Here is a 26,783-nt window from a genome sequence, read left to right as displayed (position 1 = left end):
TGCGCGTGCCCATGGACGGCAGCGCGCGGCCCGCAAGACCCGCTGCCGGGCCGTGGGCGCTGCGCGCGCTGCTGGCGATCGCGCTGCTGGTCGTCGTTCACCTCGGTCAGGCGGTTCTCGTGCCGATGGTGGTGGCGCTGGTGCTGGCCTTCGCGCTGGCGCCGCTGGTGCGCCAGCTGGCGCGCTGGGGCGTGCCGCCGGTGCTGGCGGCCGGCCTGTCGGTCGGCGGGCTGCTGCTGGCTGCGGCGCTGATGGCGACGGCGCTGTCGGAGCCGGCCTCGCGCTGGTGGCGCGACGCGCCGCAGACGATCAACCGGCTGATCGACCGCGTCGACGAATGGCGCGCCAGCATCCCGCTGATCGCGCCGCCGCCACCGCCGCCGCGGCCCAAGGGCCGCGACCCGTCGCCGCAGCAGCCGCCGTCCGATCCGCTGCACGAGAAGATCGCCATCGAAAGCGCCGAGGCCACCTGGTCGCTGCTGGGCGGCACGACCGCCTTCCTGCTCGGCACCGCCGCGAGCCTGCTGCTGGTGTTCTTCCTGCTCGCGTCCGAGCGCTGGCTGCTGGAGCGCGCCTGCAAGCTCTTCCCGCGCACGCGGACGCGCTGCCTCGTGCTCGCCGCGATGCGCGACGCGCAGCGCAACATCGGCCGCTACATCGCCACGCAGGCGATCATCAACACCGGGGTCGGCATCGCCATCGGCCTGGCGCTGGCCTGGCTGGACGTGCCCAACCCGGGCCTGTGGGGCACGACGGCGGGGATCCTGAACTTCATTCCCTACCTCGGCCCGCTGCTCACCGCGGCGCTGCTGCTCGTGGTCGGTGCGCAGAACTTCGACGGCCTGACCGAGATGCTGGCGCCGGCCGCGGCGGCGCTGCTGGTGCACGCGATCGAGTCCAACTTCGTCAGCCCGGTGCTCGTGGGCCGCCGGCTGGCGATGCATCCGCTGGCGATCCTGGTCGCGGTGATGTTGGCGACCGGCCTGTGGGGGCTGGCCGGCGCGATGCTCGCGGTGCCGATGCTGATCGCGGTGCGCAGCCTTTGCCGGCGCTGGCGCTCGTGTCGGGTGGTGTGCGTGCTGCTGGAAGACGAGCGCGACGTGCGCACGGCGTGGCGGCGCAGCCTGGCGGGCGGGGGCGCGCCAGGCGGAGGCGAGGCAACGGCGAGGGCGCCGGCGAAGCGGCTGTAGGGGCCGGGTCGGGCTCGGCGACGTCGGGCCCTGGCTCAGCGGCCACTCGGGTTCGGCAGGCGCAGGCGTTCGAGGCGCACGATGCGCCGGCTGTCGAACTCGCCCGGCGCATCTTCCACGTAGTGCACGCGCAGCGTCTCACCTTGCGCAAAGTTCAGCGGCTCGTCGCCGCTGTTGGTGTAGCCCGCCACCGACGCGTCGCGGATGAAGCCGAAGGGCACCGCGCCGACGTAGAACGACTCCGCGATGCTGCGGTCGTAGCGCTTGGTCGAGCTGTTGTACTCGGCCCGATGCTGCACGCTGTAAGACTGCAGCGCACCTTCGACGACCAAGGTCTGCCCCTCGCGCAGGGCGGCCTGCAGGCGTTGGTGGTCCCAGACCGAGAAGCCCGTCGCGAGCAGGATCAACGCACTGGCGCCCGTGAAGAAGCACCGCACGCCGAGGCCATGGCGCTGCCGGCGGCGGCGCCAGAGCACGACGAGGGCCACCACCAGCGCCACGGCGCTGGCGACCAGCCAGCCCGTGTTCGGCGGGCCCTGCAGCGCGAGGTCGTAGAGCGTGTCGTAGGCGGCGGCGCGATGCGAGGTCGGCGTGGGATCCATGGGCGGAGCATGCTTGCGGCCGGTTGCAGCACGGCTTCGCGCGCGCGGCGGGCCGGTTGCATGTGTTGCGGGTGTGTTGCGTGCCAAAGGAGGAAGCACGATGGCCAAGTACCTGATTTCCTTTCCCAGCGCGGCGATGGTCGTGGCCGACGGCGAGTGGGAGGCGGTCGGCCGCGACGCCCACGCCGTGATCGACGAAGCCAAGGCCGCCGGCGTCTATGTCTTCGCCGGGGGCATCGACGAAGGCGTGGCGCCGGTCCTCGTCTCGGCCGACGGCAGGTTCAGCGAGGGCGGCTATCCGTGGGCGCCGCCCCTCGACGGCGGCTTTGCCGTGCTCGAACTGCCCACGCGCGAGGAGGCCGTGGCCTGGGCCGCGCGCATCGCGAAGGCCTGCCGATGCGAGCAGGAGTTGCGCGTCTTCCAGTTTGACCCGCAGTCCTGAGGGATCCTGGAAGAGCGTTTTGAGATCATAAAAGTCGACGAAAGACGTTTGCTAAGCAAGCAGGTCGACATTTGTGATCACATTTTAGGGGTGGCGCTACACTGCGGGCATGACAAGCAAGCTGCTCGCCGAATTCCTGGTCGCGCACCGCATCCACGAAGTGGAGTGCGTGATCCCCGACATGACCGGCATCGCCCGCGGCAAGATCCTGCCGCGCGACCTCTTTCTCGCCGCCGGCGAGATGCGCATCCCGAAGAGCGTGCTGCTGAACACCGTCAACGGCCAGCAGCCGGACAACGGTCCCTTCGTCGGCGATACCGACCCGGACATGGTCTGCCTGCCGGATCCGGCCACCGTGCGCGTCGTGCCCTGGGCGGCCGAGCCGGTGGCGGTGGTGATCCACGACTGCCAGGAATGGGACGGCCGTGCCGTGCAGCTCTCGCCGCGGGCCGTGCTGCGCCGCGTGCTGTCGCTGTACGAGCGCCAGGGCTGGCGGCCGGTCGTCGCGCCGGAGATGGAGTTCTACCTGGTCGCGCGCCAGCAGAACCCGCACGAGCCGCTGCAGCCGCCGCTGGGCCGCACCGGCAAGCCCGAGGTCGGGCGGCAAAGCTATTCGGTCGACGCGGTCAACGACTTCGACCCCTTCTTCATGGAGTTGTCGAGCTTCTGCGAGCAGCATCAGCTCGGCGTCGAAACCCTGATTCACGAGGCCGGCCCCGGCCAGATGGAGATCAACTTCAGCCATGGCGATGCGCTGGACCTGGCCGACCGCGTGTTCCTCTTCAAGCGCACGGTGCGCGAGACGGCCTTGCGCCACGGCGTGTTCGCCACCTTCATGGCCAAGCCCATGGAGCAGGAGCCGGGCAGCGCGATGCACATCCACCAGAGCCTGGTCAGCACATCGGACGGCAGCAACGTCTTCAGCCGCGAGGACGGCTCGGCGAGCGAGCTGTTCATGCACTACCTGGCCGGCCTGCAAACCTACATCCCGCAGCTGATGCCGATGTTCGCGCCCTATGTGAACTCGTACCGCCGGCTGGCGCCCTACATGTCGGCGCCCATCAACGTGCACTGGGGCTACGACAACCGCACCTGCGGCCTGCGCGTGCCCAAGTCCGGCCCCGAGGCGCGGCGCATCGAGAACCGCGTGCCCGGTGTCGACGTGAACCCCTACCTCGCGATGGCCGCCACGCTGGCTTGCGGCTGGCTGGGCATGCGCGACCGGCTGCGGCCCACCGAACCCACCGCCGGCAGCGCCTGGAACGTCAGCCACGAACTGCCGCGCCACCTCGAAGACGCGATCGAGGCCATGCGCGCATGCGACCCGGTGAAGGAGGTGCTGGGCGAGCATTTCGTCGACGCCTTCTGCGCGGTGAAGGAACTCGAATACGCCACCTACAACCGGGTGATCAGCTCCTGGGAGCGCGAGCATCTGCTGCTGCTGGTCTGACCATCATGACCACCACCACCACCACCACGACGAACCGCGCCCGCACCGGCATCGCGCCGCAGCGCGTGCACGCGCTGGCCGCGGCCGAGCGCGCCCGCTACGCGGCGGCCAACCCGCGCTCGCGGGCCCTGGCCGCGCAGGCCGCCCGGCACCTGATGTTCGGCGTGCCGCTGCACTGGATGAACGACTGGTCGACGCCGTTTCCGCTGCACGTCGACCATGCCCGCGGCGCGCGCCTGGTCGACGTGGACGGGCACGCGCGCATCGACTTCTGCCTCGGCGACACCGGCGCGATGTTCGGCCATTCGCCGCCGGCCGTGACGGCCGCGCTGCAGGCCCAGGCGGCGCGAGGTCTGACGACCATGCTGGCCAGCGCCGATGCCGCGGCCGTGTCGGCCCTGCTGGCCGAGCGCTTCGGCCTGCCGCATTGGCAGTTCGCCATGACGGCCACCGACGCCAACCGCTTCGTGTTGCGCTGGCTGCGCGCGGCCACGGGTCGCCGTGTGCTGCTGGTCTTCAATGGCTGCTACCACGGCACCGTGGACGATGTGTTCGTCGACCTGGTCAATGGCCGGCCGGTGCAGCGCGACAGCCTGCTCGGCCAGGTGCACGACCTGACCGCCACCACGCGCGTGGTCGAGTTCAACGACCTTGCCGCCCTCGAGGCCGCGCTGGCGCCGGGCGACGTGGCCTGCGTGCTGGCCGAGCCGGTGATGACCAACATCGGCATGGTGCTGCCGCAGCCCGGCTTCTGGGAGCGAGCGATCGACCTCATCCACCGGCATGGCGCCAGGCTGGTGATGGACGAGACCCACACCATCAGCAGCGGACCCGGCGGCTATGCGCGCGCGCATGGCTTGACGCCCGATGCGGTCGTGATCGGCAAGCCCCTTGGCGGCGGCATGCCTTGCGCCGCCTATGGCTTCAGCGCCGAGCTGGCCGCGCTGGCCGAAGCCGCCAAGCGCTCGGCGCCGCCGGGCCACTCGGGCATCGGCACCACCCTGACCGCCAACCTGCTGGCCATGGCCGCGATGCGCGCCACGCTGAGCACGCTGATGACGCCCGAGGTCTACGCCGCGCTGCATGCGCGCTGCACGCGCCTGGCAGAGGGCCTGCGCGCCGTGATCGCGCAGCGCGGCCTGCCCTGGTGCGTGACGCAGGTGGGCGCGCGCTGCGAGTTCCAGTTCTGCGCCACGCCGCCGCGCAACGGCAGCGAAGCCGGCGCGGCCATGGATGCCGATCTGGAGCAGGCGATCCATCTGGCCCTGCTCAACCGCGGCGTCATGATCACGCCCTTCCACAACATGATGCTGGTCTGCCCCGACACCACCGACGCCGACGTGGCCGCCTTGCTCGCCGCTTTCGACGAGATACTGGCCGAGCTCACCGGCTGACCCTCATCGCCCGATGCCCACTGCCCCCGCGCCGACCACCACCCAACAGGACGACACCTACGCCACGCTGCGGCAATGGGTCACGGTGGGCCGCTTCCAGCCCGGCGAGCGGCTGAAGATCCGCACGGTGGCGGCGGCATTGGGGGTGGGCGAGATGCCGGTGCGCGCCGCGCTGCAGCGGCTCGCCGCCGAAGGCGCGCTGGTCAACGTGCCCAATGCAGGCGTGGCGGTGCCGCGGCTGTCGCTGCCCGAGTTCGACGACCTGCTGCAGATGCGCATGCTGCTGGAAGGCGAAGCCGCCGAGCGCGGCGCGGCGCGGCTGGACGCCGCCGGCGTGAAGGCCCTGGCCGCGCTGTGCCAGCGCATGGCCAAGACGCTGGCCAAGGGCGACGCCGAGGGCTACCTGGCGGCCAATGAAGACTTTCACGTGATGCTCTACAAGGCGGCGGGCTCGCCGATGCTCTTCGAGCTGATCGACACGCTGTGGCTCAAGGCCGGCCCGATCTCGAACCAGCTGTTCGACACGCCCGAGGCTTCGGCGGTGTTGAACGACGCCCATGAAGACCTGCTCAAGGCGCTAGCCCGCCGGGACAGTGCAGGCGTGCGCCGCGCCGTCGAGAAGGACATCTTTGTCGCGGGCCAGTTCCTGCGGCAGCGGATCAAGGCCAGCAGCGCCAACGCCCGATGAGTCAGGCGGCTTGCCGCAATTCGGCGCGGAGCCGACGGCCGTTCCTTCCTGGTTCACAACTGCGTCGCGCGATTCACCGGTGGGCTGACGACGTCGCTGGACGTTCGTTGCATGCCCTCGTTGGCGCTTGATCAGCGCGTGCGGCGCGGTTCGCTTTTGCCTCGCAGTTGGGCGCCCGCGCTCGCGCTGCCGCTCGTGGCGGGCCTGTCGGCCCCGCGTTTCGCAGGCTTGACGAGGCCGGTCGACGCCGCGACGACGACAGTTTCGTACTTGGCGCTGTAGTGCCTGCGCATGCGCACGATCTCTTGCGTGTACTTGCGGGCAAGCTGCTTCTTCTTCGTCTGCGACAGCAGGCGCCCGGCGAGCTGGAAGAACTTCGACTCCTCCTCCTTCAGGTGGTGGCGCACCTTGAAGCTGAGCTTCTTCGCGGTTGCGATCCAGCCGGCCTGCTTCTTGTTGCGCACGGACAGGTCGTCCAGCAACTCGTCGATCTGGTGGTGCTCGTGCAGCGCATGGCGCGACGCGTCGAGGCCGCCGTCCTCCATCAGCAGCGGGACGTACAGGTGACGTTCCTCGGCCGCCGCATGCGCCATCAGCTCGACCTTCAACTGCAGGAAGAGCAGTTGGCGCGCAGCCATGTCGCCGCGCGATGCCGTGAGCTTGCGGCACAGGTCACGCTGCAAATCATGACTTTCGCGGATGGCATCAAAGATCATGTTTCAGCTCCCGCATCACCTGGCACGCGCGCGGAATGCATTCGTCGCCAGCGAGCGAAGAATGGCGACGCTGGGTGTCTCAGACACTGCGTCGCACCATCATTTCCTTGATCTTGCCGATGGCCAGCGCGGGGTTCAACCCTTTGGGACAGACGTCGGTGCAGTTCAGGATCGTTCGGCATCGGAACAGGCGGTAGGGGTCCTGAAGGTCGTCCAGTCGTTTGCCGCTGGCCTGATCGCGGCTATCCACCAGAAAACGGTAAGCCTGCAGCAACCCTGCCGGCCCGACGTACTTGTCGGGGTTCCACCAGAAGCTCGGGCATGCGCTGGAGCAGCAGGCGCACAGGATGCACTCGTACAGGCCATTGAGTTCACCGCGGGCCTCGGGCGACTGCAGTCGCTCACGCTCTGGCGGCGGGTCGTCATTCACCAGCCAGGGCTTGATCGAGTCGTACTGCTTGAAGAAGCCAGTCATGTCGACGAACAAGTCGCGGATCACCGGCAGGCCAGGCAGCGGCTTCAGCACCACGGTGCTCGGCAGCGAGCGCATATTGGTCACACAGGCCAGGCCGTTCTTGCCGTTGATGTTCATGGCGTCAGAACCGCAGATTCCTTCGCGGCAGGAGCGGCGAAAGCTCAAGCTCGGGTCGAACGCCTTCAGGCGCGTCAGCACGTCCAGCAACATGCGGTCGGCGTTTCCCACCTCCAGCTCAATCACCTGCATTCGAGGTTTCTCGTCGGCATCCGGGTCGTAGCGGTAGATGTGGAAGCTGTGCATGGCGACGATCAGGGTGTCGATGGGCGGAGGTAGCGGTCCGCCCGGTCGACCAAGCTCAGCATCTCGTCGGCCGCTCGCAGCGTGATCGGGTGGGGGGTAAAGCCGGCTCGCGGCGAGATGTAGCTCGCCATCCCTCGCGCAAGGGTCAGTTGTCGATCCGGCGCCTTGGCCAGCAGCGCGATGACCAGGTTCTCCAGCGCGATCACGCGGATGCGGAGCTGCACCAGTTCCGCGTTCGTCATTGGCGTGTCATCAGGCGGACGCCCGTCGTGCCTCGACGCAGGAGGGAAGTTCCCCTCAGGTTCGGAATCCAGAGTCGGGGTCACTGGGCTGGTCATCGTCATCGTGAACGGGCGAAGGTACGCCCCGCGCCTAGCGTGCGCTCAGTCAGACTTCGGAATCTGTGCGGGAGCGCACTCAGGGCGCGCACCCGAACTTGCGAACTCACGGACGCGTTCAATCCAGAGGTGGCATACGTTGTCGGCTGCGGCAGCTACCGATGTTTACCAACGGCTGCGTTTAAGACACGTTGACCCTCGCACCAGCGGCACGAGGCGCCACCCCAGCGGCTTCCGTCTCACCACCGCCCCGTACCCGCCAGCGCCGGCGACTCCTCTTGCAGTTGCCAGCGCAAGGGCAGCGCCGACGGGCGCAGCAGCGCCTCGCGCAGGTGCAGGCGCACCAGCCGCAAGGCCCCGGCAAAGGCCTGCACCTGCGGGCCTTCCCAGACGATCTCGGCGTCGCCGGTGATGTGCAGCAAGTCGCCGCTGGCGAAGTCGGGGAACACCAGCCCGGCGCGCGGCTGCAGCATCAGGTTGCCCAGCGTGTTGAAGAAGGAGTTGCCGATGAAGTCGGGCCAGGTCAGCGTCGCGCCGTCGTCGCTCACCTGCACGAAACCGGCGCGCCCGCCGCGGTGCGACACGTCGCTGCCGCCATTGATGCCGTCGCCTGCCGCGTGGGTGGCGATGAAGAACGTGTCGGCCGCGCGCAGCTGGGCGGCCATCGGCTCGTCCAGCCGCGTCGCATGCCGCGGCGCGGCCGGCGCCGCCGCGCCGGCGTCGGGCAGCGCCAGCGGGCGGCGAAGCTGGATGTACTTCGGGCAGTTGCCGAAGCTTTGCTGGACCTCCAGCGTCCAGCCTCCGTTCCCGAGGGCGCGGACGACGCCGTTGGCGCGATTGCGCCGCCGCGTCGGCAGTTCGATGCCCAGCAGGCCGACCTGCGCACCTTCATGCAGCAGCGGCGCCAGCGGATCGTCGGCCGGCGGCAGCGCCTGGATGCGCAGCGCGGTGTCGCTGGGCGAACTGACGAAGCCCGGCGCGGCCCCGGCCAGCAAGGTGGCCGACGGCTGCCCGGCCGCATCGGCCGCGCCCAGCACAACGAAGGGCAGCAGCGGGAAGAAGTCGCGATGCTGCTGCGGCATCGCGCCGCGCATCACGCGTTGGCCGATCTCCTGCATGCGCTCGTGCACCCCGGTGCGCCGCTGCGCGGCCTGCTCGCCGGCATGGAAGGGGGCAACGTGCGGATGCGGCCAGCCCGGCAGCGACGACATGGCGTGCTCCTTGTTCGAAGACAGATGAAGATGGCGACCGGGGCCGGGGCTCAGGCGGCCAGCAGCCCGCAGCGCGACGGCGCCATCGGCACGAAGCGCGGCAGCGCCTCGATGCGCCGCAGCCAGCCGCGCAGCACCGGAAACGGCTCCAGCGAGACATTGCCCTCGGGTGCGTGCGCGGTGTAGCTGTACAGCGCGAGGTCGGCGATCGTGGGCTGGCTGCCGGTGATGAAAGCCCGGTTGTCCGCCAGCGTCCGCTCGATCACGCTGAACAGCGCCTGCGCCGCGGCAATGGCCGGGCCGGGGTCGTCCGGCAGGCCGAACAGCTGCACCACGCGGGCGCGCGCCGCGCCGTACGCCAGCTCGCCGGCGGCCACCGACAGCCAGCGCTGCACCTGGGCGGCGGCGGCCGGATCGCGCGGCAGCCAGTGCTCGGGCGCATAGCGCAGCGCCAGGTAGGTGAGGATGGCGTTGGAGTCGGCCACCACCGTGCCGTCGTCGTCGATCACCGGCACCTGGCCGAACAGGTTGAGGGCCAGGAACTCGGGGCGCTTTTGCTCCTTGCGCCGCAGGTCGACGTCGATGTTTTCGTACGGCAGCCCCAGCAGGTTGATGAAGACCTCGGCGCGATGCGCGTGGCCGGACAGTGCGTGGCGGTACAGCTTGATCGGGCGGGCGGGGACGGTCGTGCTCATGTCTGCGGCTCCATCGGTGGCGGGATGGCCGCGATTCTTGGCCGGTCTCGCCGCGCAATAAAGACTGCGGCGCGGATTTGACTGATCCGATTACCGGAGCAATCATCGCGCCCTCATGGACAAGCTGCGCGCGCTGGAAACCTTTGTCGCGATCGTCGAGCAGGGCAGCCTCACGGCCGCCGCCGACGCGCTGGATTCGTCGCTGCCCGCGGTGGTGCGCCAGCTGGCCGGCCTGGAGGGCCAGCTCGGCGTGCGGCTGCTCAACCGCACCACGCGACGGCTGTCTCTCACCGAGGAGGGGCGGCTCTACCTGGAGCGCGCGCGCCGCGTGCTGGCCGACGTGGACGAGGCCGACCGCTCGGTGAGCCTGCGGCAGGCCGAGCCCAGCGGCTTGCTCTCGGTGACCGCGCCGGTGCTGTTCGGCCACATGCATGTGGCGCCGGCCATCGCGCGCTTCCTGCAGCGCTATCCGCAGATGCAGGTCAACCTGGTGTTGCTCGATCGCGTGGTCGACCTGATCCAGGAAGGCCACGACGTCGGCGTGCGCATCGCGCAGCTGGCCGACTCGACGCTGGTGGCGCAGCCGGTCGGCGATGTCCGCCGCGTCGTCGCGGCCAGCCCCGAGTGGCTGCGCCGGCACGGCACGCCGCGCCATCCGCGCGAGCTGGCAAAGGTGAACTGCATCCTCGGCAACGAGGGCCGGCAGTGGCGCTTCATCGAAGGCGGCAAGCCGCTGACGGTGGCGGTGCAGGGCAACTTCGAATGCAACCTGGGCGCGCCGCTGCTGGAGGCCTGCGCGCTGGGGCTGGGGCCGAGCCGCTTCCTGTCCTACCAGGTGGCGCCCTATGTGCGCGACAAGCGGCTGCGCGTGGTGCTGGCGGCCTTTGAGGAGCCGGCCCGCCAGGTGAGCATCGTCTACCCGAGCGCACGGCTGCTGCCGCTGCGCACGCGGGTGTTCATCGAGTGGCTGAAGCAGGAACTCTCGGCGACGCTGCAGCCGCTGCCGCCGGCGGCTCGCCAACCTTCTGCTTGAGGTTGATCTGCGACCATCGGTCCTCGCAAGCCTTGACCTGCACCCGATGCCCACGATGTCGACCCCACCTGCTCCTCGATGAGCACGCCGCCCCCGTTGAAGTACCTGGCGGGCTACCCGCCCGAGCTGCTGGCGCGCGTTCGCGAGCTGATCGACCAGGGCGGCCTGGCGCAGAACCTGGAGCGTCGCTATCCCGAGCGCCATGCCGTGCTCAGCGACGGTGCGCTGTACGACTACGTCTCGGCGCTCAAGAGCCGCTACATGCGCAATGCCGGGCCGCTGGCGAAAGTGCTCTACGACAACCGGCTGCAGCTCGTGCACAAGGCCCTGGGCACGCACACCACCGTCTCGCGCGTGCAGGGCGGCCATCTCAAGAGCAAGCGCGAGATCCGCATCGCCAGCCTGTTCCAGCAGGCACCCGCCGCGTTTCTCAGGATGATCGTCGTGCACGAGCTGGCGCACCTGAAGGAGCGCGAGCACGGGAAGGCGTTCTATGCGCTGTGCGAGCACATGGAGCCCGCGTACCACCAGGTCGAGTTCGACGTGCGGGTGTGGCTGACCTTGCGCGAGGCGTCTACAGCAACTCGTTGAGCAGGTAGAAGGCGTTGTCCTTCAGCTTGTGCACCCAGCCGCGGCGCTGCCACGCCTCGAGCTCGATCTCCTCGGCGCGCTGGACATACCTTTCGAAGACGGCATCGAGCCGCTCGGCCAGGCCCTGGTCCAGGATGGACAGGCTGATCTCGTCGTTGGTCTCGAAGCTGCGGTCGTCGAAGTTGCTCGAGCCGATGGCGCTCCAGACGCCGTCGACGGTCATGATCTTCTGGTGCAGCAGCGTGTGCGGATACTCGAAGAGGCGCACGCCGTTCTTCAGCAGCTTCTCGAAGTTTCGATGCCCGGCGTGCTGGACCATCGGGTTGTCAGAGCCGCTGGTAGACGGCATCAGGACGCGCACGTCGACACCGCGCCTGACGGCCGCGCCGAAGGCATCGATGGCATCGGGCTCGGGAATGAAGTACGGGTTCTGGATCCAGATGCGCTTGCGCGCCACGCAGATGGCCGTGTGATGGAGGATCTTCACCGTCGGGGCCGAGTTCTCCGGCTTGGCGAATACCGCGTGGATGAGCACATCGCCCGCCGGCTCGAGCTTGGGGAAGACGTCGTCACCCAGGAACAGCTCGCCGGTCTCGCCGGCCCAGTTCTCGCTGAAAGCGCCTTGCAGGCTGTGCACGATGGGCCCGTGAAGCTGCACGCTGACGTCGGAGAAATGCTGGTGGTCCTCGGCATCGCCGAGCCAGCTGTCGACGATGCAGTGCCCGCCGACGAAGGCCTCGCGCCCGTCGATCACCACGATCTTGCGGTGGTCGCGGTCGTTCAGCACGCCGATGTTGCGAAACGAGCGCTCGTGAAAGAACTTCAGGTGGCAGCCGGCCTCGCGCATCTGCCGCACGACATCCTTGCCCACCCCCTTCGAGCCTTGCGCATCGAGCAGCACGCGCACCTGCAAGCCGGCGCGCGCGCGTTCGATCAGCGCGCCGGCCAGGCGCCGCCCGAGCTGGCCGTCTTTCCAGAGGAAGGTCTCGAAATGCACGGACCGGCGGGCCGCGCCGATGCGCGCGAGCAGCACCTCGAAGAACGCCCCGTTCTCGAGCACCTCGACCCGATTGCCGCCGACCGCCGTGCCCAGTGTCAGGCCCGCGAGGCTGGGCATCAGTTCATCGATGCGAGCGTCGCTGTCGATGCGCAGGGCAGGGTCACGGTGACGGCGGATCGACCAGATGACGACGACCTGCAGCACGACCACCGCAAACAGCAAGCCTCCCCACACCCAGCTGATCATGGCGCCACCTCCGGTGCGAGTCCGACGGGAAAGGTCGGGCCGGATGATCATGCCTCAGGCCCGCGCCGGTCGACCCTGCGGCACACTCGCTGCGATGCCCGCCGCCAAATCCGCCATCCAAGCCGAAGCCGCCCCGATCTTGTTCAAGAGCGCCAGGGCTTTCGAGACCTGGCTGAAGAAGCATCACGCCACCTCCAACGGCCTGTGGCTCAAGATCGCCAAGCGCGGCGCCGCTGAACCCAGCGTCACCTACCCCGAGGCGGTGGAGATCGCGCTCTGCTGGGGCTGGATCGACGGCCAGAAGAAGGGTCTCGACGACCAGTACTTTCTCCAGCGCTTCACGCCGCGGCGCGCGCGCAGCATCTGGTCGAAGGTCAACGTCGACAAGGTCGCGGCGCTCATCGAGGCGGGCCGCATGCGGCCGCCGGGCTACGCGCAGATCGAGGCCGCCAAGGCCGACGGACGCTGGGCCCGCGCCTACGACGGAGCGCGCACGTCCGCGGTGCCCGATGACCTGCTGGCGGCGCTGGAAGCCGAGCCGAAGGCCAAGGCCTTCTTTGCCACGATCAACGCGACCAATCGCTATGCGGTGCTGTGGCGCATACAGACGGCCGCCAAGGCCGAGACGCGTGCCCGGCGCATTGCCCAGCTGGTGGCAATGCTCTCGCGCGGCGAGACCATCCACATCTTCAAGCCCCGTGCCAAGGCGTGACCGCGAGGTTCGCGCGGTCTGCTTGCGAGCCGTGAGTTGAGGTTGGGCTGGCGCGGCTCAGGGTTTCCCTAGAATCGCGGCCGCCACGCCGGCAGCCAACGGGCTTGCCGACGCGGTCATCCGCTGGGGGTGTTGGCAGGCCGCAAGGCGCGCCGACTGAGAGAGTCCCTTTGAACCTGATTGAGGTAATCCTCGCGCAGGGAAGCACGTTCATCGGCCCGCCGGCTTTCTCTTTCTCGCACCGGCATGGCGGCCCGAACGCTTGCCGACCTGCCATCTGCATGAGTTGCACATGGCACATCCGTCTTTCTCCCGTTTGAGCCGTTCCCGGCTTTCGGCCCTGTGGCTGTCGACGCTGGCCTGCGGCGCGGCCTCGGCGCAACCGACGCCACAGCCGGCAGCATCCGCCGCAGCCACCACTGCGGCCACTGCGGCGCCGAGCCGGCACATGATTGCCGAGATCCAGGTCGTTCCCCGGCCGTCCGGCACGGCGGACGACCGCTACAAGCACGTCGACGCCGCCATCGCCGTCATCCAGGCCTGCGGCCTGCGCTACGAGGTGCACGGCATGGGCACCGTCGTGGAAGGTCCGCCCGAGAAGATCTGGCCGCTGCTGCAAGCCGTGCACCAGGCCACGCTCGAGGCCGGCGCCGAGCGAACGTTGAGCATCATCAAGGTCTCCAGCGGGGCCGGGACGGGCGGGCCGTCTGTCGATGAACTGGTGCGCAAGTTCAGGAGGTGAGGGGATTCCGGTGCGCCGTGGGGCGCGCTGGGATTGCGCTTCAGACTGATCTCAGTCACTCCTCATCGAGTCGACGAGGGACAGGAGCCGGCCAGGACCGGCCGCTGGGGACGGGCCGCTCCCTGCCCCTGCGAACTGCATGTTGTTCGGTGAATGGGCTTCCGTCATGCCATACCACCGACTTGCATCTGTGGGCCATGGGCATGTCACAAACCGGTCCGCCTGCTCGTCAGGCACCACACTCTCTTTGCCGACATGACACATTTGGACGATTGTTCCCAGAGTCGCGGTGCTGCGGATCGAGCACGGCGGTTCGATCTCGAGCACGCACGAAGGTTGCGGGCGCTTGCCTACCGCATGCTCGGTTCGCGGGCCGAGGCAGAGGACATCGTGCAGGAGGCCTGGCTGCGTTGGGCTGAGGTCGACGAGAGCACGGTGGTCAGCGAAGGCGCCTACCTGTCGCGGGTTGTCACCCATCTTTGCCTAGACCGGCTGCGCTCGGCCGCGGTGCAGCGTGAACAGTACATCGGCGTCTGGCTGCCCGACCCCTTGCTGGACGACGTGGCCGCCGTCGATGAGACACCTGGGCCCGAGCAGCAGGCGGAGTTCGCACAGGACGTGTCGGTGGCGTTCTTGCTCGCCCTGGAGCGGCTGTCGCCACTGGAGCGGGCGGCCTTTCTGCTCCACGACGTGTTCGATCTGGGCTATGACGAGATCGCCCGCCACCTCGATCGCAGCGAAACGGCTTGCCGCCAACTGATCAGCCGGGCGCGCAAGCGTGTCAAGGCCGACTATGCGCGTCACGAAGTCGCCGAAGAGGAGCGGCAGCGCCTGTTCCATGCATTTGCCGACGCGGTGCGCAGCCGCGACGTAAGCGCGCTGGCCCAGGTGCTGGCGCAAGACGCCGTTCTGCTGGCTGACGGCGGCGGCAGGGTGACCGCCGTGCCGCGTCCGCTGCATGGCCGAGCACAGGTGGCCCAGGCCTTCATCGGCTTTGCCCGATTGACCACCAGCAGAGGCTGGCGCCTCGAGCCGGCGCGGGTGAACGGCTTCCCCGGCTGCCTGCTGTTCGACGACCTCGACGGCGGCCGGCTGGTGCAGACCATCGCCCTCGCGCCTTCGTCTACAGAGCCCGGGCACATCGGCGCCATTTACGTACAGCGCAACCCTGACAAGCTCGGGCATGTCACAAACCGGGACAGGGGTCCGTCTTGACGGTGTGCGCGGCGCGGTGCCGGGCACATCGTTCTCAAGCAAGGAACTGCCCATGACCCCGACCGACCTGCAAGCCCACCTGGATCCCGGCGCCATCGCCCCCGAGCTGTTCAAGAAGTACCTGGACTTCGCCCTGGCCTCCACACTGGACGAGGGACTGGCCCTGCTGGTGGACATCCGCGCCTCGCAGCTCAACGGCTGCGCGTTCTGCCTGGACATGCATGTCAAGCAGGCTCGTATCGCCGGGGAACGCGAGCTGCGCCTGCACCATGTGGCGGTCTGGCGCGAATCGCCGCTCTTCAGCCCCAGGGAGCGCGCCGCACTGGACTGGACGGAGCAGCTCACCCGACTGGGCACCGAAGGCGTGAGCGATGCCGACTATCGCCAGGTACGCGAGCACTTCGACGACACAGCCCTGGTGGAACTGACGTTCCGCGTGATTTCCATCAACGGCTGGAACCGCCTGAACATCGCCTTTCGCCGGGTGCCGGGTTCGCTGGACCGCGCGTACGGTCTGGACAAGGCGGGCCTGCAGTGATCGCGGACGCACGCTGGCGCGACCTCTTCGCTGGGCCGCTGGCACTGCGCATGGCGGTACTTGCCAGCGGCATCGCCCTGCACTCAGTGAGCCTCTACATTACGGCCAGCATGCTGCCCACGGTGGTGGAAGACATCGGTGGCCTGCCGCTCTACGCGTGGAACACCACAGTGTTCGTGATTGCGGCCATCCTGGGCGCCGCGGTGGCGGTGCCGGTGCTGCAACGGGTCGGGCCACGCTGGGCCTACGTATCCGCCAGCGCGGTTTTCGCGGCCGGCAGCGCGCTGTGCACGCTGGCTCCCACCATGCCGGCAATGCTGCCGGGGCGCCTGCTCCAGGGGCTCGGGGGCGGCTTGTGGCTGGCGCTGCCCTACGTGCTGGTGCGTCAAGTCTTGCCGGCGCCTCTGTGGTCGCGCGCACTGGCGCTGTTCTCCGGCATGTGGGGCGTGGCCACCCTGCTCGGGCCGGCCGTGGGCGGCGCGCTGGCTCAATACGCCAGCTGGCGCCTCGCGTTCGGTGCCTTGGTTCCCCTCGCGCTGTTGCTGGCCCTGAGCGCCACTGTGGCGTTGCGGGGTGTGAAGGCCGAAGCCGCTACGACGGCGTCTCCAGTGCTTCAACTCGCCCTGCTGGCGGCGGCCGTTCTGGCCGCGTCGAGCAGCACCGTCGCCGACTCCACCCTGGCCGGCGCGCTGGGTCTGGTAGTCGCGCTGGGGATGCTGCTGGCGATCGGCGGGCACGATCGAATCGCAGTCGCCCGCCTGTTGCCGAGCGCGGCCTATGTGCGCTCCAGCCCGCTCGGGCGGCTATACGCGGTGTCGGCGCTGATGGCCATCACGGTTACCTGTTCCGAAGTCTTCATCCCGCTGTTTCTGCAGCGCAACCAGGGCCACTCACCGCTGGCAGCCGGCTACATCGCCGCGACAGCGTCCGCGGGCTGGACGATCGGCGCCTTGTGCAGCGCATCGATGGCTCCCGGACCGGCCCATCGCTTCGTTCGGTTCTCACCATGGCTGTGCGCGTTGGCGATGGCTCTGCTGTGCACTGCAATGGCGGAAACGAGCGCGTCACCGTCGTTCGGTTCCACGCTGGGCATTGCGCTCGCGCTTGTCGCGCTGGGTCTGGGCGTGGGCTTGGCCTGGCCACCTCTGGCCAGCAGCATCATGACCGCTGCACCGCCAGCCGAGGCAGACCTGGCGTCTGGCGCCATCATGACCGTGCAGTTGATTGCCACCACGATGAGTACGGCTGCGGGCGGCTACCTGATCGGGTTGACGGCGCCGGCCGACGCACCAGACCTTGCGGCACCGGCGGCTTGGCTGTTCGGCCTGCTGGCGCTGGCCCCGGTGGCTGCTGCGGTGCTATGGCCACGCCACAAGGCCAGCGGCGCGTAGGCTTGAGTGTGCTGACTCAGATGCGGCTGCATCTCAGCAGTGCCAGCATGCACGGGCGGCAGCTGAAGGGAAATCAGAGAGGTGAACCAAGTGTCGCCGATGGGTCGAAAGCGGCCCGTCGGTTCTGGGGTTTGGACTTCCGCTTGAAGCCGAACTGAGGCGGTCGACCGGGGAATGTCGGCTGCCCAGCTTCGGCCAGAAGCGAAGGTTGTCGAAAGGCCGTGCTCGGGCGAGCCAGTGCCGCCGCCGGACGCGAGCCCGCGCACCGGGTGGCCAATGTCGAATCGGCATGCTTCCGTTCGTCATCATGGTGCGAGGCGCCCTCAAGCGGGTGCGTCGGCCGGTCAACCCAACAGGAGTCAAGGCATGTCCTACATCGACGGTTTCGTGATCGCGGTTCCAACCGCCAACAAGCAGAAGTTCATCGAGCACGCGCGTCATTTCGACCCACTGTTCATCGAGTTGGGCGCGATCCGTGTGATCGAGGGATGGGGCGACGATGTGCCCGACGGAAAAGTCACCGATTTCCGTCGCGCGGTGCAGGCCACGGCCGAGGAAACGGTGGCCTTCGCGTGGGTCGAATGGCCCGACAAGGCCACGCGCGATGCCGCCATGAAGAAGATGGTGGAAGACCCGCGCATGGACCCGTCCACACCCGGCAATCCCCCCATACCCTTCGACGGCAAGCGCATGATCTTTGGCGGCTTCGAACAGGTGGTCGAAGTGAAGGCCTGAACGGCGGGTCGACCAGCGACTGTCGGCAGCCCACTTTCGGCCAGTTGCGGGCTTTCGACGAGACTCGGCGACCTGCAGCTGCGTGCTGGCTGCCGTCCTTCAGGTTCGGCGCTGACGCAGTGCCGAGCGGAGGCCGTGCCGAGCGTGTCAGGCGGCGGGGCTCGTGAGGGTGCGAGAGACCGGCCTGATGTGGGCGAACATGCTGCGGGCGTTCCAAGTCGGAAAGGCTCTGACGAGCGACGAGGGGCCATGCAGTTGGATGCGGTGCTCCCGGGTGGCCTGGGCCCAGGAGAGCTGGCCGGCGTGCCATTTGACGAAGGCCTCGGCGTGCGCCGTGACGTAGAGGTCTTCGTCGTGGCCGCGGTACGTCTTGCAGATCTCGGTGTCTCCGCGCTCGATGAGCAGCCAATAGCGCTCTGGGCGCGGGCCCGTGAAGTCGAAGCGGATGACGATGCGTCGATCCGGGATCTGCTCTCGCCGCAGCGCATTGCACATCGACCACAGCGCGACGAAGGGGTCGAGGTGCTCTGGGGCGATCTCGAGCCAATGCGCGCCCCACTCACCGAGCGACTGGCACACCGCGAACAGGTCGTGGCCCGCGGGCGCGAGCTCGTAGTGGTGCCCGCGCCCGTTGGGCTTGGGTGCCGACTCGACGATACCGAGCCTTTCGAGCTGCTTGAGCCGTTGTGAGAGCAGGGTGCGGGACAGCCCGGGCGCGCCCTCCAGGATCTCGCTGAAGTCGGCGCAGCCCAGGTGCAGGTTGCGGATGATCAGCGGCGTCCAGCGCTCGGCGAAGATCTCGGCGCCACGGGCGATCGGGCAGTACTGGCCGTAGGTTCTCACGGAGCCAGTGTTGCGCGCCTGCGTTCGGTTTGGAAGTCCAGATTCTTGACTATCCAACCGCGGTCTGCCGTGCTCCGATGGGCCCATCCAGAAAGGAGCACCCGATGACGACATCGACCACCGTGGAAGTCGGCCCGCGGAGCATGAGGCCGACCGGCGTGCAGATCGACGGGTTCCGGGGCCGGCAGATATGTGCCGGCGACGCCGACTACGACGCTGCCCGCGCTGTCTGGAACGGCGCCATCGACCGGCGCCCACGCCTGATCGCCCGCTGCATCGGCGCCGCCGACGTGGTCGCAGCCGTGTGCTACGCCCGCGACCACGACCTGGAGATTGCCATCCGGGGCGGAGGCCACAACGTGGCCGGCACCGCCGTTTGCGACGACGGGATCGTCATCGACTTGTCGGCGATGCGGGCCGTGCAGGTCGATCCCGTGCGCCGCAGGGCCTGGGTGCAGGGCGGGGCGCTGTGGGGCGACGTCGACCACGAGACGCAGGCGCACGGCCTGGCCACCACCGGCGGCATCGTGAGCCACACCGGCGTCGCCGGGCTCACCCTCGGCGGCGGCGTCGGCTGGCTGATGCGCAAGCACGGCCTGACGGTCGACAACCTGCTCGCCGTCGACCTCGTGACGGCTGAAGGACAGCGGCTGCGGGCGTCCGAGGACGAGCACACCGACCTGTTCTGGGCGCTGAGAGGCGGCGGCGGCAACTTCGGTGTGGTGACGGCGTTCGAGTTTCGCCTCCATGCGGTCGGGCCCGCCGTCCTGGCCGGGCCGATCCTCTGGGACGCGAGCGCCGCCGGGGACGTCCTGCGCTGCTACCGCGACCTTGTCCGCGACGCTCCCGACGAGCTCGGCACGGTCGTGAGGTTCGGCACCGTCCCGCCGCTGCCGGTCATTCCCGCGGCCTTGCACTGGCGTCCGGTGCTGATGGTCGGTACCTGCTACGCCGGGCCGATCGAGGACGGCGAACGGGCGCTCCGACCGCTGCGCGCATCGCGGACTCCGCTGCTCGACCTCGTCGGGCCCAAGCCGTATGTGGGATTCCAGAGCGCGCTCGACTCGACCGTTGTCCATGGTTGGAACTACTACTGGAAGTCCACCCACCTCCCGTCGCTCAGCGACGACCTCGTCGACGTGATCGCCGAGAACGCGTTCTCCTGCGCGTCGCCCCGCTCGTACGTGGCGATGTTCCATCTGCAAGGGGCCGTGGGCCGGGCGGCCGAAGGCTCGACGGCGTTCGGCAACCGGCAGGCGTCGCACGCGATCACCCTCGACGCCGTGTGGCGCCCGGGCGAGGACTTCGGCGACCGGGACACCGCTTGGACGAGGAGGTTCTTCGCGGCCCTCGGCCGCTTCCGGGAAGGCGTCTACGTCAACTTCCTCGGCGCCGACGAAGAGCCTGACCGGGTGCGCGAGGCGTACGGCGACGCCGTCTACGACCGGCTGGTGGACGTGAAGACGACGTACGACCCCGACAACGTCTTTCACCACAACCAGAACATCCGCCCGAGGTCGCATGCGAACTGAGACGGTCAACCACGGACTGCCGGTCGTGCGGCGCGGGGCGGCCAAGGATCGGCCTGCGGGCGCTAAGCCCCGATGGGTAGGTTCACCGCTTTGGCGATCTCCTGCACGCAGGCGATGGCGCGTTGCGCCATGGGCGACGGCGTGCGATTGACCAGCGTCACGATCCCCATCTCCGAATAGACGTCCGGCACGTCGTCGACGTCGAGCCGCACGATCGCACCCGCGCGAACATCGTCGCGCAGCCCCGCCTCGGGCGCGCCGATCACGGTGTCGGTGGTGAGCGCCAGCGTGCGCAGCAGGAAGACGTCGTCGCACTCCACCGCCAAGACGGGCTCCTGTCCCGCGGGCAATCCGATGAGCCGCGCGAGCAGAGCGCGCATCGGCTTGGGCAGCCGGGTGGTCGCGAAACCGCAGCGCCAGACCTGCGCGAAGGTGCAGCGCCGACCGGCCAGAGGATGGCCCGTGCGGGCGTACAGGTGCGCCGGCTGGCGCCCGATCGAGCTGATCTCGATCTTCGGATCCGCCGGCACGTCGCGCACGTCGGCGACGAAGAACTCGATGTCCTCGGCCACCAGCCGCGCGTGCAGCAGCTCCCAGTTGTTCGTCTCGAGCCGCAGGCCGACACCCGGGTATTGCTTGCGCAGGGCCACGACGACCCGCGGCATGATCGTCGCGGCGGGGAACGGCCCGGCGCCGAAGGCCGTGTCGCCGAGCTGGCTGTCACGGTACAGCGCCGCGTCGCGCTGCAGGCAGCGCGCGTCGAACAGCAGGCGTCGCGCCCGCTCGACGAGAAAGGCGCCCGCGGGCGTCGGCTTCACGTCGCCTGTGTCGCGATCGAAAAGGCGCATGCCGACATCGCGCTCGATCGACTGAATGCTGCGGCTGAACGCCGGTTGGCTCAGGTGCACCCGCTCCGCGGCGCGCGCGAAGTGGCACTCGTCGGCGAGCGCGACCACGTGCGAGAGCCGCTTCAAATCCATCGCTCAATGCTGCCGATGCATTGAGGCGTTGTCAACAATGCATTGGACACATTAACGGGCGCCGCCGATAAATGGCACGCCCGCAAGAACGCGCGCCCGAAGGCGCCGCCCCGCAAGGAGACAAGCGATGAGTCCGATGCTTCAGAACGTACTGGTGCTGGCCCTGATCCTCGGCTACGGGCTGATGGAGTTCGCGACGCGCCGCTACCAGGCCACGGTGAACGCGAACGGCAACGACACGAAGCTGGAGTTGCTGATGTTCGTGAGCCTGATCGCGGTCGCACAGCCCGTGGCCTTGCTCGGCACCGACGCGCTGTGTACGTGGCTCGTACCCGGCCAGCGCGGTGCATGGGCGGATCTGCCCTGGTGGAGCATGGTCGCGATCTTCCTCGTGGCCGACGACATGACGCAGTACTGGTGGCACCGCCTCTCCCACACGCCGCTGCTGTGGCCTCTGCATCGCGCCCACCACTCGGCCAAGTACATGAGCATTCGCATCACGTACCGCAACAACTTCTTCTACTACCTCCTGATGCCGGGGATCTGGGCGGGCGGCGTGCTGCTCTTCCTCGGCTTCGGCAAGGTGTACGCGGCCTACATCGTCGTGAAGATCGCGGTGATCCTGGGCGCCCACTGCGCTTGGCGCTGGGACGAGCCGCTCTACCGCATCCGCGCGTTGCGCCCGCTCATGTGGGTCGTCGAGCGGACGATCTCGACGCCGGCCACGCACTGGGCGCACCACGCGCTCACCAACGCCGACGGCATCGGCCACTACAAGGGCAACTTCGGCAACCTGCTGTTCTTCTGGGATGTGCTGTTCGGCACGGCGCACATCACGCGCAAGTACCCGGCGGCCGTCGGCCTGGAAGACGACCGGCTCTTCGGCGAGGAGCACTGGGCCGACCAGATGTTCTACCCGCTGTCGCACTCCACGCGCGAGCACACGGCGCTGCGCCCAGGCGGCCGCCCCTACGAGAGCAGCGCCGATGCCCCGCTGACCGCGTCGGCGAACGGCAGCGGAGCCTGATCCCATGAACGACCGGACCCTGGCCGTCGACGGCGGCGCGCGCGTTGCCCAGATCTTCGACGCGCAGCAACGCGCGTTCGACGCGCAACCCTTTTCTTCGGCGGATGAACGCCGTGCTCAGCTGCGTGCCCTGAAGCGGCAGGTCTCGCGCTACCAGGACTTGCTGGCCGATGCGATCAGCCGCGACTTCGGCTGGCGCTCGCCGTCCGAATCGATGATGCTCGACGTGCTGCCCACGACGCTCGAGATCGACCATGCGATCTCGCATGTCAGGCGCTGGATGAAGCCGAGCCGCCGCTCCACCGAGCTGCTGTTCCTCTCCAACAGCCTGAGCGTGCACTACCAGCCCAAGGGCGTGGTGGGCGTGATCGCCACCTGGAACTTCCCGGTCTACCTGTCGCTTGGGCCGCTTGCGGCGGCGCTGGCCGCGGGGAACCGCGTGATGATCAAGATGCCGGAGGTGACCCCGGCCACCAACGGCGTGCTCAAGGGCCTGCTCGGCGAAGTGTTCCCCGAGGACCGCGTCGCGTTGATCGGCGGCGAGCTCGAGGATCCGAACGCCTTCTCGTCGCTACCCTTCAACCACATCGTCTTCACCGGCTCGCCGCAAGTCGGGCGCATCGTGATGCGCCAGGCGGCGCAGCACCTCACGCCGGTGACGCTGGAGCTGGGCGGCAAGTCGCCGGCCCTGGTGATGCGCGGCTACCCGGTGCGCGAGGCCGCGCTGCGCATCGCGCACGGCAAGGGCGCCAACAGCGGCCAGGTGTGCGTGTCACCCGACTACGCACTCGTCCCGCGCGAGCATGTGGCCGCCTTCGTGTCGCAGGTGCAGGCGAGCTTCGTGCGCCTCTACGGCGAGTGCGCGGCCGACAGCCGGGACTACACCTCGATCGCGAGCGATCGACACGTCGCGCGCCTCCAGGCACTGCTCGACGATGCAAGGGCCAAGGGCGCCGTCGTGACGCCGTGCGGCCCGCTCAACGATGCGCGCCGGATGCCCTTGCACATCGTCACCGGCTGCACGCCGGAGATGGCGCTGATGCGCGAGGAGATCTTCGGCCCCATCCTGCCGGTGATTCCCTACGACACGCACGACGAGGCGATCGCCTTCATCTGCGCCCGGCCGCGGCCGCTCGCGCTGTACTGCTTCAGCCACGACGCGGCGGCGCGCGACGACGTGCTGCGTCGCACGCACTCGGGCGGCGTGACGATCAACGACTGGGCCTGGCACGTGGTCAACCACGACGCGCCTTTCGGCGGGGTGGGCAATTCGGGCATGGGCACGTACCACGGCGTCGAAGGTTTCCGCGAGCTGTCGCATGCGCGCACGGTGTTCAAGCGGCATCGCCTGTTCCCTGTCGGTCTGTTCTATCCGCCGTATGGCAAGGCCGTGCAGCGGCTCGCGCTGAAGTTGTTCATCGGCCGCGCCGATCCGGCGTTGAAGAAGGCGCAGTGAACGATTGGCGATTGGATTGAAGAGAAAAGCGCATCGACGATGAATGTCCCCGAGACCCCTTCTTTCGCCCCGCTCGATGAAGCCACGCGTGAGCTCGCGCTTGCCGGGAAGTCCCTCGCGGTGACCGGCGGCTTCGGCGCGCTCGGCCGTGCGGTCACCCGAGAACTGCTGGCCGCCGGCGCGCGCGTGTCCATGCTCGACAAGGCACCGGCGCCGGCCGACGTGCCGGACAACGTCGTTGCGCTCGGCGGCATCGACTTGGGCGACGCCGCGGCGGCGCACCGTGCCCTGGACGACGCCGCATTGCGTTTGGGCGGCCTGTCAGCGCTGGTCAACGTCGCCGGCGGCTTTCGATGGGAAACGGTGGAGCAGGGCAGCGTCGACACCTGGGACGCGCTGTATGCCATGAACCTGCGCACCACCTTGCTTGCGTCGCAGGCCGCGCTGCCGCACCTGCTCGCAGGAGGCCACGGTCGCATCGTCAACGTAGGCGCATCGGCTGCCGGCCATGCCGGTCTCGGGATGGGCGCCTATGCCGCCGCGAAGTCCGGCGTCGCGCGCCTCACCGAAGCGATGGCCGAGGAGTTCAAGGACCGCGGCATCACCGTCAACGCCGTGCTGCCGAGCATCATCGACACGCCAGCCAACCGCTGCGCGATGCCGAACGCCGATCACGCCCGGTGGGTGAGTCCGCGTGCGCTGGCACGCGTGGTCGTGTTCCTTCTCTCCGATGACGCGGCGGCGATCACCGGTGCGCTCATTCCCGTGAAGGGACGCACCTGAAGGAGTTCCACATGAACGACCTGCTTGCTGCGGCCGCCGGGACAAGAGGAACTCGTAGCCGATCACCGGCAGCGCGGCTTTTTCTTTGGGAGCCCAAGGTTTTTTATAGAACCGGCGTTGGGGCCAAGTTTTCTTATGCCGCGCTGCCCCGCCCAAACAACCCCGCCAGCCGCCTCACCGCTGCCTCGGCCAGCGCCCGGTCCGGCGCCACGCTCTCGTTGCCAAAGTCCCCGTCCCCCTGCGCCTGCACCAGCAGGCCGTCGCGCCGCGAGACCACCGAGAGGTTGTGGCCGCGCCAGGTGATGCCGTAGCGCACGTCGGGCTGCGGCACCAGGCGAGCGATCTGGCCGCGCACGGGCACGAGGCTCTCGTCGCCGAGCAGCGCGCGGGCGCCGTAGCCGGTGGCATTGACCAGCGTGCGTTCGCTCAGGCCGGCAAACTGGCGCGGGCTCTCAAAGTCGCGGTGCACGATCTCGCCGCCGTCGCGCATGAACTCGTTCATCAGCAGCTGGCTGTAGGCCGGCAGGTTGAACACCATCTGCGTGTAGCGCCGCGCAAAGGGCACCGGGAACGGGTGCTGGTGGGGCGCCAGCGGCACCGAGCGCGGGCGCAGGTCGCCGAGCAGCTCGCCTTCGAGGTCCGCGTAGTCCGGTTCGGCTGAGGCCTCGGGCTGGGCCGGCTCTGGCAGCGGCAGGCCGAACGGAATGTCCGACAGGACATAGCCCTCGCGCCATTCCACCGGCTCGCCGGGCAGGCCCAGCAGGTGCTGGTACATCTGGTGCGAGTCGCGCGCCATCGTTTCCCACTGTCGGCGGAACGCGGGCGTCGCATGGGCCTCGTCGCACAGGCGCGATGACGGCGACCAGACGCCGGTGGCCATCGACGAGCGCACCTGCGGCGGCAGCTCGCGGCTGTAGATGCGCACCCGCAGGCCGGCGCGCTGGGCCACGCGCGCGGTGGTGAGGCCGATCGCGCCGCAGCCGATCACCGCGAGGCGCTTCTCGCGCGTGGTCAGCGCCAGCTCCACCGCGAGCCGGGCCGAGCCCCACGAGAGCGACCAGCCGCTGCCGCCGTGGCCGTAGTTGTGCACCACGGTCTGACGCCCCCATTGCTGCGCCTCGATGCGCGGCCCCGCGGCGCGGAACGGCCGCGTGCACACCATGATCTCGACGATGCGATCGATGCGCGCCTGCATCGGCACCAGCGGCGCCGGCGTCGCGAAGGGCGCGCCCGCGCTGCCGCCGGGCGAGGACGTCTCGGCGGGCGAAGCGGGTGCAGGGCGGGCGCCCATCGCCGCCAGCGCGGCGCCTGTCCCGCCGATGAAGCGGCGACGTTGCATGGTGATGGGCTGATGCGGGGCAGATGCGCCTCGCCGTGTGAGGGTTCCGAAAGGCGCGGATTGTCGAGGCGCCCGCGCGCCTCGCCTCATGGCGGCCCGGCCGGCGTCAAGCCGCGCGCCGCAGCGCCTCGTCCGCCAGCGCGCCGGCCAGCTCGAGCCGGAAGTAGCGGATCGTCTCCTTCAGCCCGTCTTCGAGCGAGACACACGGGCGCCAGCCCAGCATGTGCATCGCGCGCCGGATGTCGGGGCGGCGGCGCACGGGGTCGTCGGCCGGCAGCGGCCGGCGCACGAGCGCGGAGCGGCTGCCGGTCAGGCGCAGCACCAGCTCGGCCAGCTCGAGCACCGTGGTCTCGACCGGGTTGCCGACGTTGAACGGCCCCGGCCCGTCGCTGGCCATCACGCGCACCAGTGCCTCGACCGTGTCGTCCACGTAGCAGAAGCTGCGCGTCTGCTCGCCGTCGCCGTAGACGGTGAGCGGCTGGCCCAGCAGTGCCTGCACGATGAAGTTGCTGACCACGCGGCCGTCGCCCGGGCGCAGCCGCGGGCCGTAGGTGTTGAACACGCGCGCGATGCCGACCGTGGTGTCGAACTGGCGCGCGTAGGCAAAGGTCAGCGCCTCGGCGAAGCGCTTGCCTTCGTCGTAGCAGGAGCGCGGGCCGATCGGGTTGACGTGGCCCCAGTCCTCCTCGGCCTGCGGATGCGCGAGCGGATCGCCGTAGACCTCGCTGGTCGAGACCTGCAGCAGCCGGCTGTCGCCGTGGCGCGCGAGCTCGAGCAGGCGCCAGGTGCCCACGGCGCTGGTGAGCGCGGTGTGCACCGGCTCCTTCTGGTAGGCCGTGGGGCTGGCGGCGCAGGCGAGGTTGTAGATGCGCTGCGTGGGCGGCAGGTCTTCCGGCAAGGGGTGGCAAATGTCGTGCAGGCGCAATCGGATGCGCCGGCCGTTGGATGCGAGCCGCGCGAGGTGCGTGCGCCGTCCGGTCGAGAGGTCGTCGAGCGCCACCACGTCGTGCCCGTCGCGCAGCAGGCGCTCGCACAGATGGCTGCCGATGAAACCGGCGCCGCCGGCCACGATCACCGCTGCACCGTCCATTGCTGGGCCTCCTTGCGCTTGTGTGG

General features: G+C 69.1%; 28 protein-coding genes and 1 riboswitch. Of the genes, 17 read left to right on the top strand and 11 right to left on the bottom strand.

Translation table 11 applies throughout. From position 1 onward, the window contains the following. Positions 1-11 precede the first annotated feature (11 nt). Positions 12-1,190: an AI-2E family transporter gene (locus ACO2TI_RS03790; RefSeq protein WP_423282112.1), complete on the top strand. Its 1,179-nt coding sequence runs from the start codon at positions 12-14 to the stop codon at positions 1,188-1,190. Between the two features lie 35 nt (positions 1,191-1,225). Here the strand turns inward: ACO2TI_RS03790 and ACO2TI_RS03785 are convergent, their stop codons facing one another. Beyond that, positions 1,226-1,792 carry a hypothetical protein gene (locus ACO2TI_RS03785; RefSeq protein WP_423282111.1) on the bottom strand — a complete coding sequence of 189 codons (567 nt, stop codon included), beginning with the start codon at positions 1,790-1,792 and terminating at the stop codon, positions 1,226-1,228. 100 nt (positions 1,793-1,892) lie between these two features. On the opposite strand from ACO2TI_RS03785, the gene ACO2TI_RS03780 reads away from it, so the two are divergent. The 4 genes from ACO2TI_RS03780 to ACO2TI_RS03765 all read left to right on the top strand — a co-directional run bounded on the left by ACO2TI_RS03780 (position 1,893) and on the right by ACO2TI_RS03765 (position 5,766). Beyond that, on the top strand, positions 1,893-2,234 hold the full coding sequence (locus ACO2TI_RS03780) for a YciI family protein (protein ID WP_423282110.1): 342 nt from the start codon (positions 1,893-1,895) through the stop codon (positions 2,232-2,234). A gap of 109 nt (positions 2,235-2,343) precedes the next feature. Next, positions 2,344-3,684 (top strand): glutamine synthetase family protein, encoded by a 1,341-nt coding sequence (locus ACO2TI_RS03775; RefSeq protein WP_423282109.1) that lies wholly within the window; start codon positions 2,344-2,346, stop codon positions 3,682-3,684. Between the two features lie 5 nt (positions 3,685-3,689). Beyond that, a complete protein-coding gene (locus tag ACO2TI_RS03770; protein WP_423282108.1) occupies positions 3,690-5,078 on the top strand; it encodes an aspartate aminotransferase family protein in 1,389 nt (462 codons plus the stop codon). Between the two features lie 13 nt (positions 5,079-5,091). Beyond that, positions 5,092-5,766, top strand: a complete 675-nt coding sequence (locus tag ACO2TI_RS03765; RefSeq protein WP_423282107.1) for a GntR family transcriptional regulator — start codon at positions 5,092-5,094, stop codon at positions 5,764-5,766. Between the two features lie 131 nt (positions 5,767-5,897). Here ACO2TI_RS03765 and ACO2TI_RS03760 read toward each other — a convergent pair whose 3' ends face one another. The 5 genes from ACO2TI_RS03760 to ACO2TI_RS03740 form a co-directional block, all read right to left on the bottom strand. Next, on the bottom strand, positions 5,898-6,482 hold the full coding sequence (locus ACO2TI_RS03760; protein WP_423282106.1) for a hemerythrin domain-containing protein: 585 nt from the start codon (positions 6,480-6,482) through the stop codon (positions 5,898-5,900). Positions 6,483-6,561: 79 nt separating this feature from the next. Further along, positions 6,562-7,260, bottom strand: coding sequence for a succinate dehydrogenase iron-sulfur subunit (locus tag ACO2TI_RS03755; protein ID WP_423282105.1), 699 nt, complete (start codon positions 7,258-7,260; stop codon positions 6,562-6,564). A gap of 8 nt (positions 7,261-7,268) precedes the next feature. After that, positions 7,269-7,502: a hypothetical protein gene (locus ACO2TI_RS03750; protein WP_423282104.1), complete on the bottom strand. Its 234-nt coding sequence runs from the start codon at positions 7,500-7,502 to the stop codon at positions 7,269-7,271. A 335-nt stretch (positions 7,503-7,837) separates the two neighbouring features. After that, a complete protein-coding gene (locus ACO2TI_RS03745) occupies positions 7,838-8,809 on the bottom strand; it encodes a pyridoxamine 5'-phosphate oxidase family protein (protein ID WP_423282103.1) in 972 nt (323 codons plus the stop codon). Between the two features lie 50 nt (positions 8,810-8,859). Then, positions 8,860-9,504 (bottom strand): glutathione S-transferase family protein, encoded by a 645-nt coding sequence (locus tag ACO2TI_RS03740; protein WP_423282102.1) that lies wholly within the window; start codon positions 9,502-9,504, stop codon positions 8,860-8,862. A 115-nt stretch (positions 9,505-9,619) separates the two neighbouring features. On the opposite strand from ACO2TI_RS03740, the gene ACO2TI_RS03735 reads away from it, so the two are divergent. Next, the gene (locus ACO2TI_RS03735; RefSeq protein WP_423282101.1) at positions 9,620-10,537 is read left to right on the top strand and encodes a LysR substrate-binding domain-containing protein; all 918 of its coding nucleotides are present in this window, start codon (positions 9,620-9,622) and stop codon (positions 10,535-10,537) included. 78 nt (positions 10,538-10,615) lie between these two features. Then, entirely contained in the window at positions 10,616-11,128 is a 513-nt protein-coding gene (locus tag ACO2TI_RS03730; protein WP_423282100.1) for a M48 family metallopeptidase, read from the top strand. Here ACO2TI_RS03730 and ACO2TI_RS03725 read toward each other — a convergent pair. Beyond that, entirely contained in the window at positions 11,112-12,374 is a 1,263-nt protein-coding gene (locus ACO2TI_RS03725; RefSeq protein ID WP_423282099.1) for a phospholipase D-like domain-containing protein, read from the bottom strand. The genes ACO2TI_RS03730 and ACO2TI_RS03725 overlap by 17 nt on opposite strands. Positions 12,375-12,468: 94 nt before the next feature. On the opposite strand from ACO2TI_RS03725, the gene ACO2TI_RS03720 reads away from it, so the two are divergent. The 6 genes from ACO2TI_RS03720 (at position 12,469) to ACO2TI_RS03695 (ending at position 17,707) form a co-directional block, all read left to right on the top strand. Next, on the top strand, positions 12,469-13,086 hold the full coding sequence (locus tag ACO2TI_RS03720) for a YdeI/OmpD-associated family protein (RefSeq protein ID WP_423282098.1): 618 nt from the start codon (positions 12,469-12,471) through the stop codon (positions 13,084-13,086). A gap of 115 nt (positions 13,087-13,201) precedes the next feature. Next, positions 13,202-13,306, top strand: a riboswitch (TPP riboswitch). 72 nt (positions 13,307-13,378) lie between these two features. Then, the gene (locus tag ACO2TI_RS03715; protein WP_423282097.1) at positions 13,379-13,828 is read left to right on the top strand and encodes a thiamine-binding protein; all 450 of its coding nucleotides are present in this window, start codon (positions 13,379-13,381) and stop codon (positions 13,826-13,828) included. Positions 13,829-14,083: 255 nt separating this feature from the next. After that, positions 14,084-15,043, top strand: coding sequence for an RNA polymerase sigma factor SigJ (sigJ, locus tag ACO2TI_RS03710; RefSeq protein WP_423282096.1), 960 nt, complete (start codon positions 14,084-14,086; stop codon positions 15,041-15,043). Between the two features lie 52 nt (positions 15,044-15,095). Continuing rightward, positions 15,096-15,581: a carboxymuconolactone decarboxylase family protein gene (locus tag ACO2TI_RS03705; protein ID WP_423282095.1), complete on the top strand. Its 486-nt coding sequence runs from the start codon at positions 15,096-15,098 to the stop codon at positions 15,579-15,581. After that, positions 15,578-16,972 (top strand): MFS transporter, encoded by a 1,395-nt coding sequence (locus tag ACO2TI_RS03700; RefSeq protein WP_423282094.1) that lies wholly within the window; start codon positions 15,578-15,580, stop codon positions 16,970-16,972. Before ACO2TI_RS03705 ends, ACO2TI_RS03700 begins: the two co-directional genes overlap by 4 nt. A gap of 366 nt (positions 16,973-17,338) precedes the next feature. Continuing rightward, positions 17,339-17,707, top strand: a complete 369-nt coding sequence (locus tag ACO2TI_RS03695) for a DUF1428 domain-containing protein (RefSeq protein ID WP_423282093.1) — start codon at positions 17,339-17,341, stop codon at positions 17,705-17,707. A 147-nt stretch (positions 17,708-17,854) separates the two neighbouring features. Here ACO2TI_RS03695 and ACO2TI_RS03690 read toward each other — a convergent pair whose 3' ends face one another. After that, a complete protein-coding gene (locus ACO2TI_RS03690; RefSeq protein WP_423282092.1) occupies positions 17,855-18,550 on the bottom strand; it encodes a winged helix-turn-helix transcriptional regulator in 696 nt (231 codons plus the stop codon). A gap of 104 nt (positions 18,551-18,654) precedes the next feature. On the opposite strand from ACO2TI_RS03690, the gene ACO2TI_RS03685 reads away from it, so the two are divergent. Continuing rightward, positions 18,655-20,082 carry an FAD-binding oxidoreductase gene (locus ACO2TI_RS03685; RefSeq protein WP_423282091.1) on the top strand — a complete coding sequence of 476 codons (1,428 nt, stop codon included), beginning with the start codon at positions 18,655-18,657 and terminating at the stop codon, positions 20,080-20,082. A 62-nt stretch (positions 20,083-20,144) separates the two neighbouring features. Here the strand turns inward: ACO2TI_RS03685 and ACO2TI_RS03680 are convergent, their stop codons facing one another. Beyond that, entirely contained in the window at positions 20,145-21,062 is a 918-nt protein-coding gene (locus tag ACO2TI_RS03680; RefSeq protein WP_423282090.1) for a LysR family transcriptional regulator, read from the bottom strand. 127 nt (positions 21,063-21,189) lie between these two features. Between ACO2TI_RS03680 and ACO2TI_RS03675 the strand changes: the two genes are divergently transcribed. From ACO2TI_RS03675 to ACO2TI_RS03665, 3 genes are read left to right on the top strand one after another with little or no spacing between them, the layout of a single operon-like run. Further along, entirely contained in the window at positions 21,190-22,089 is a 900-nt protein-coding gene (locus ACO2TI_RS03675; RefSeq protein ID WP_423282089.1) for a sterol desaturase family protein, read from the top strand. Positions 22,090-22,093: 4 nt separating this feature from the next. Further along, positions 22,094-23,545, top strand: coding sequence for a coniferyl aldehyde dehydrogenase (locus ACO2TI_RS03670; RefSeq protein WP_423282088.1), 1,452 nt, complete (start codon positions 22,094-22,096; stop codon positions 23,543-23,545). Positions 23,546-23,584: 39 nt separating this feature from the next. Beyond that, positions 23,585-24,328, top strand: a complete 744-nt coding sequence (locus tag ACO2TI_RS03665) for an SDR family NAD(P)-dependent oxidoreductase (RefSeq protein ID WP_423282087.1) — start codon at positions 23,585-23,587, stop codon at positions 24,326-24,328. Positions 24,329-24,461: 133 nt separating this feature from the next. Here ACO2TI_RS03665 and ACO2TI_RS03660 read toward each other — a convergent pair whose 3' ends face one another. Both ACO2TI_RS03660 and ACO2TI_RS03655 read right to left on the bottom strand, forming a co-directional pair. Further along, positions 24,462-25,667 carry an FAD-dependent oxidoreductase gene (locus ACO2TI_RS03660; RefSeq protein WP_423282086.1) on the bottom strand — a complete coding sequence of 402 codons (1,206 nt, stop codon included), beginning with the start codon at positions 25,665-25,667 and terminating at the stop codon, positions 24,462-24,464. Positions 25,668-25,773: 106 nt separating this feature from the next. Further along, positions 25,774-26,757, bottom strand: a complete 984-nt coding sequence (locus ACO2TI_RS03655; protein ID WP_423282085.1) for a UDP-glucuronic acid decarboxylase family protein — start codon at positions 26,755-26,757, stop codon at positions 25,774-25,776. Positions 26,758-26,783 lie beyond the last annotated feature (26 nt).

Source organism: Caldimonas sp. KR1-144 (genome assembly GCF_049446155.1).
Classification (GTDB): Bacteria; Pseudomonadota; Gammaproteobacteria; order Burkholderiales; family Burkholderiaceae_C; genus Rivibacter.
The sequence above is the reverse complement of the archived record's forward strand: the minus strand, read 5'-3'. Positions and strand labels throughout refer to the sequence as shown.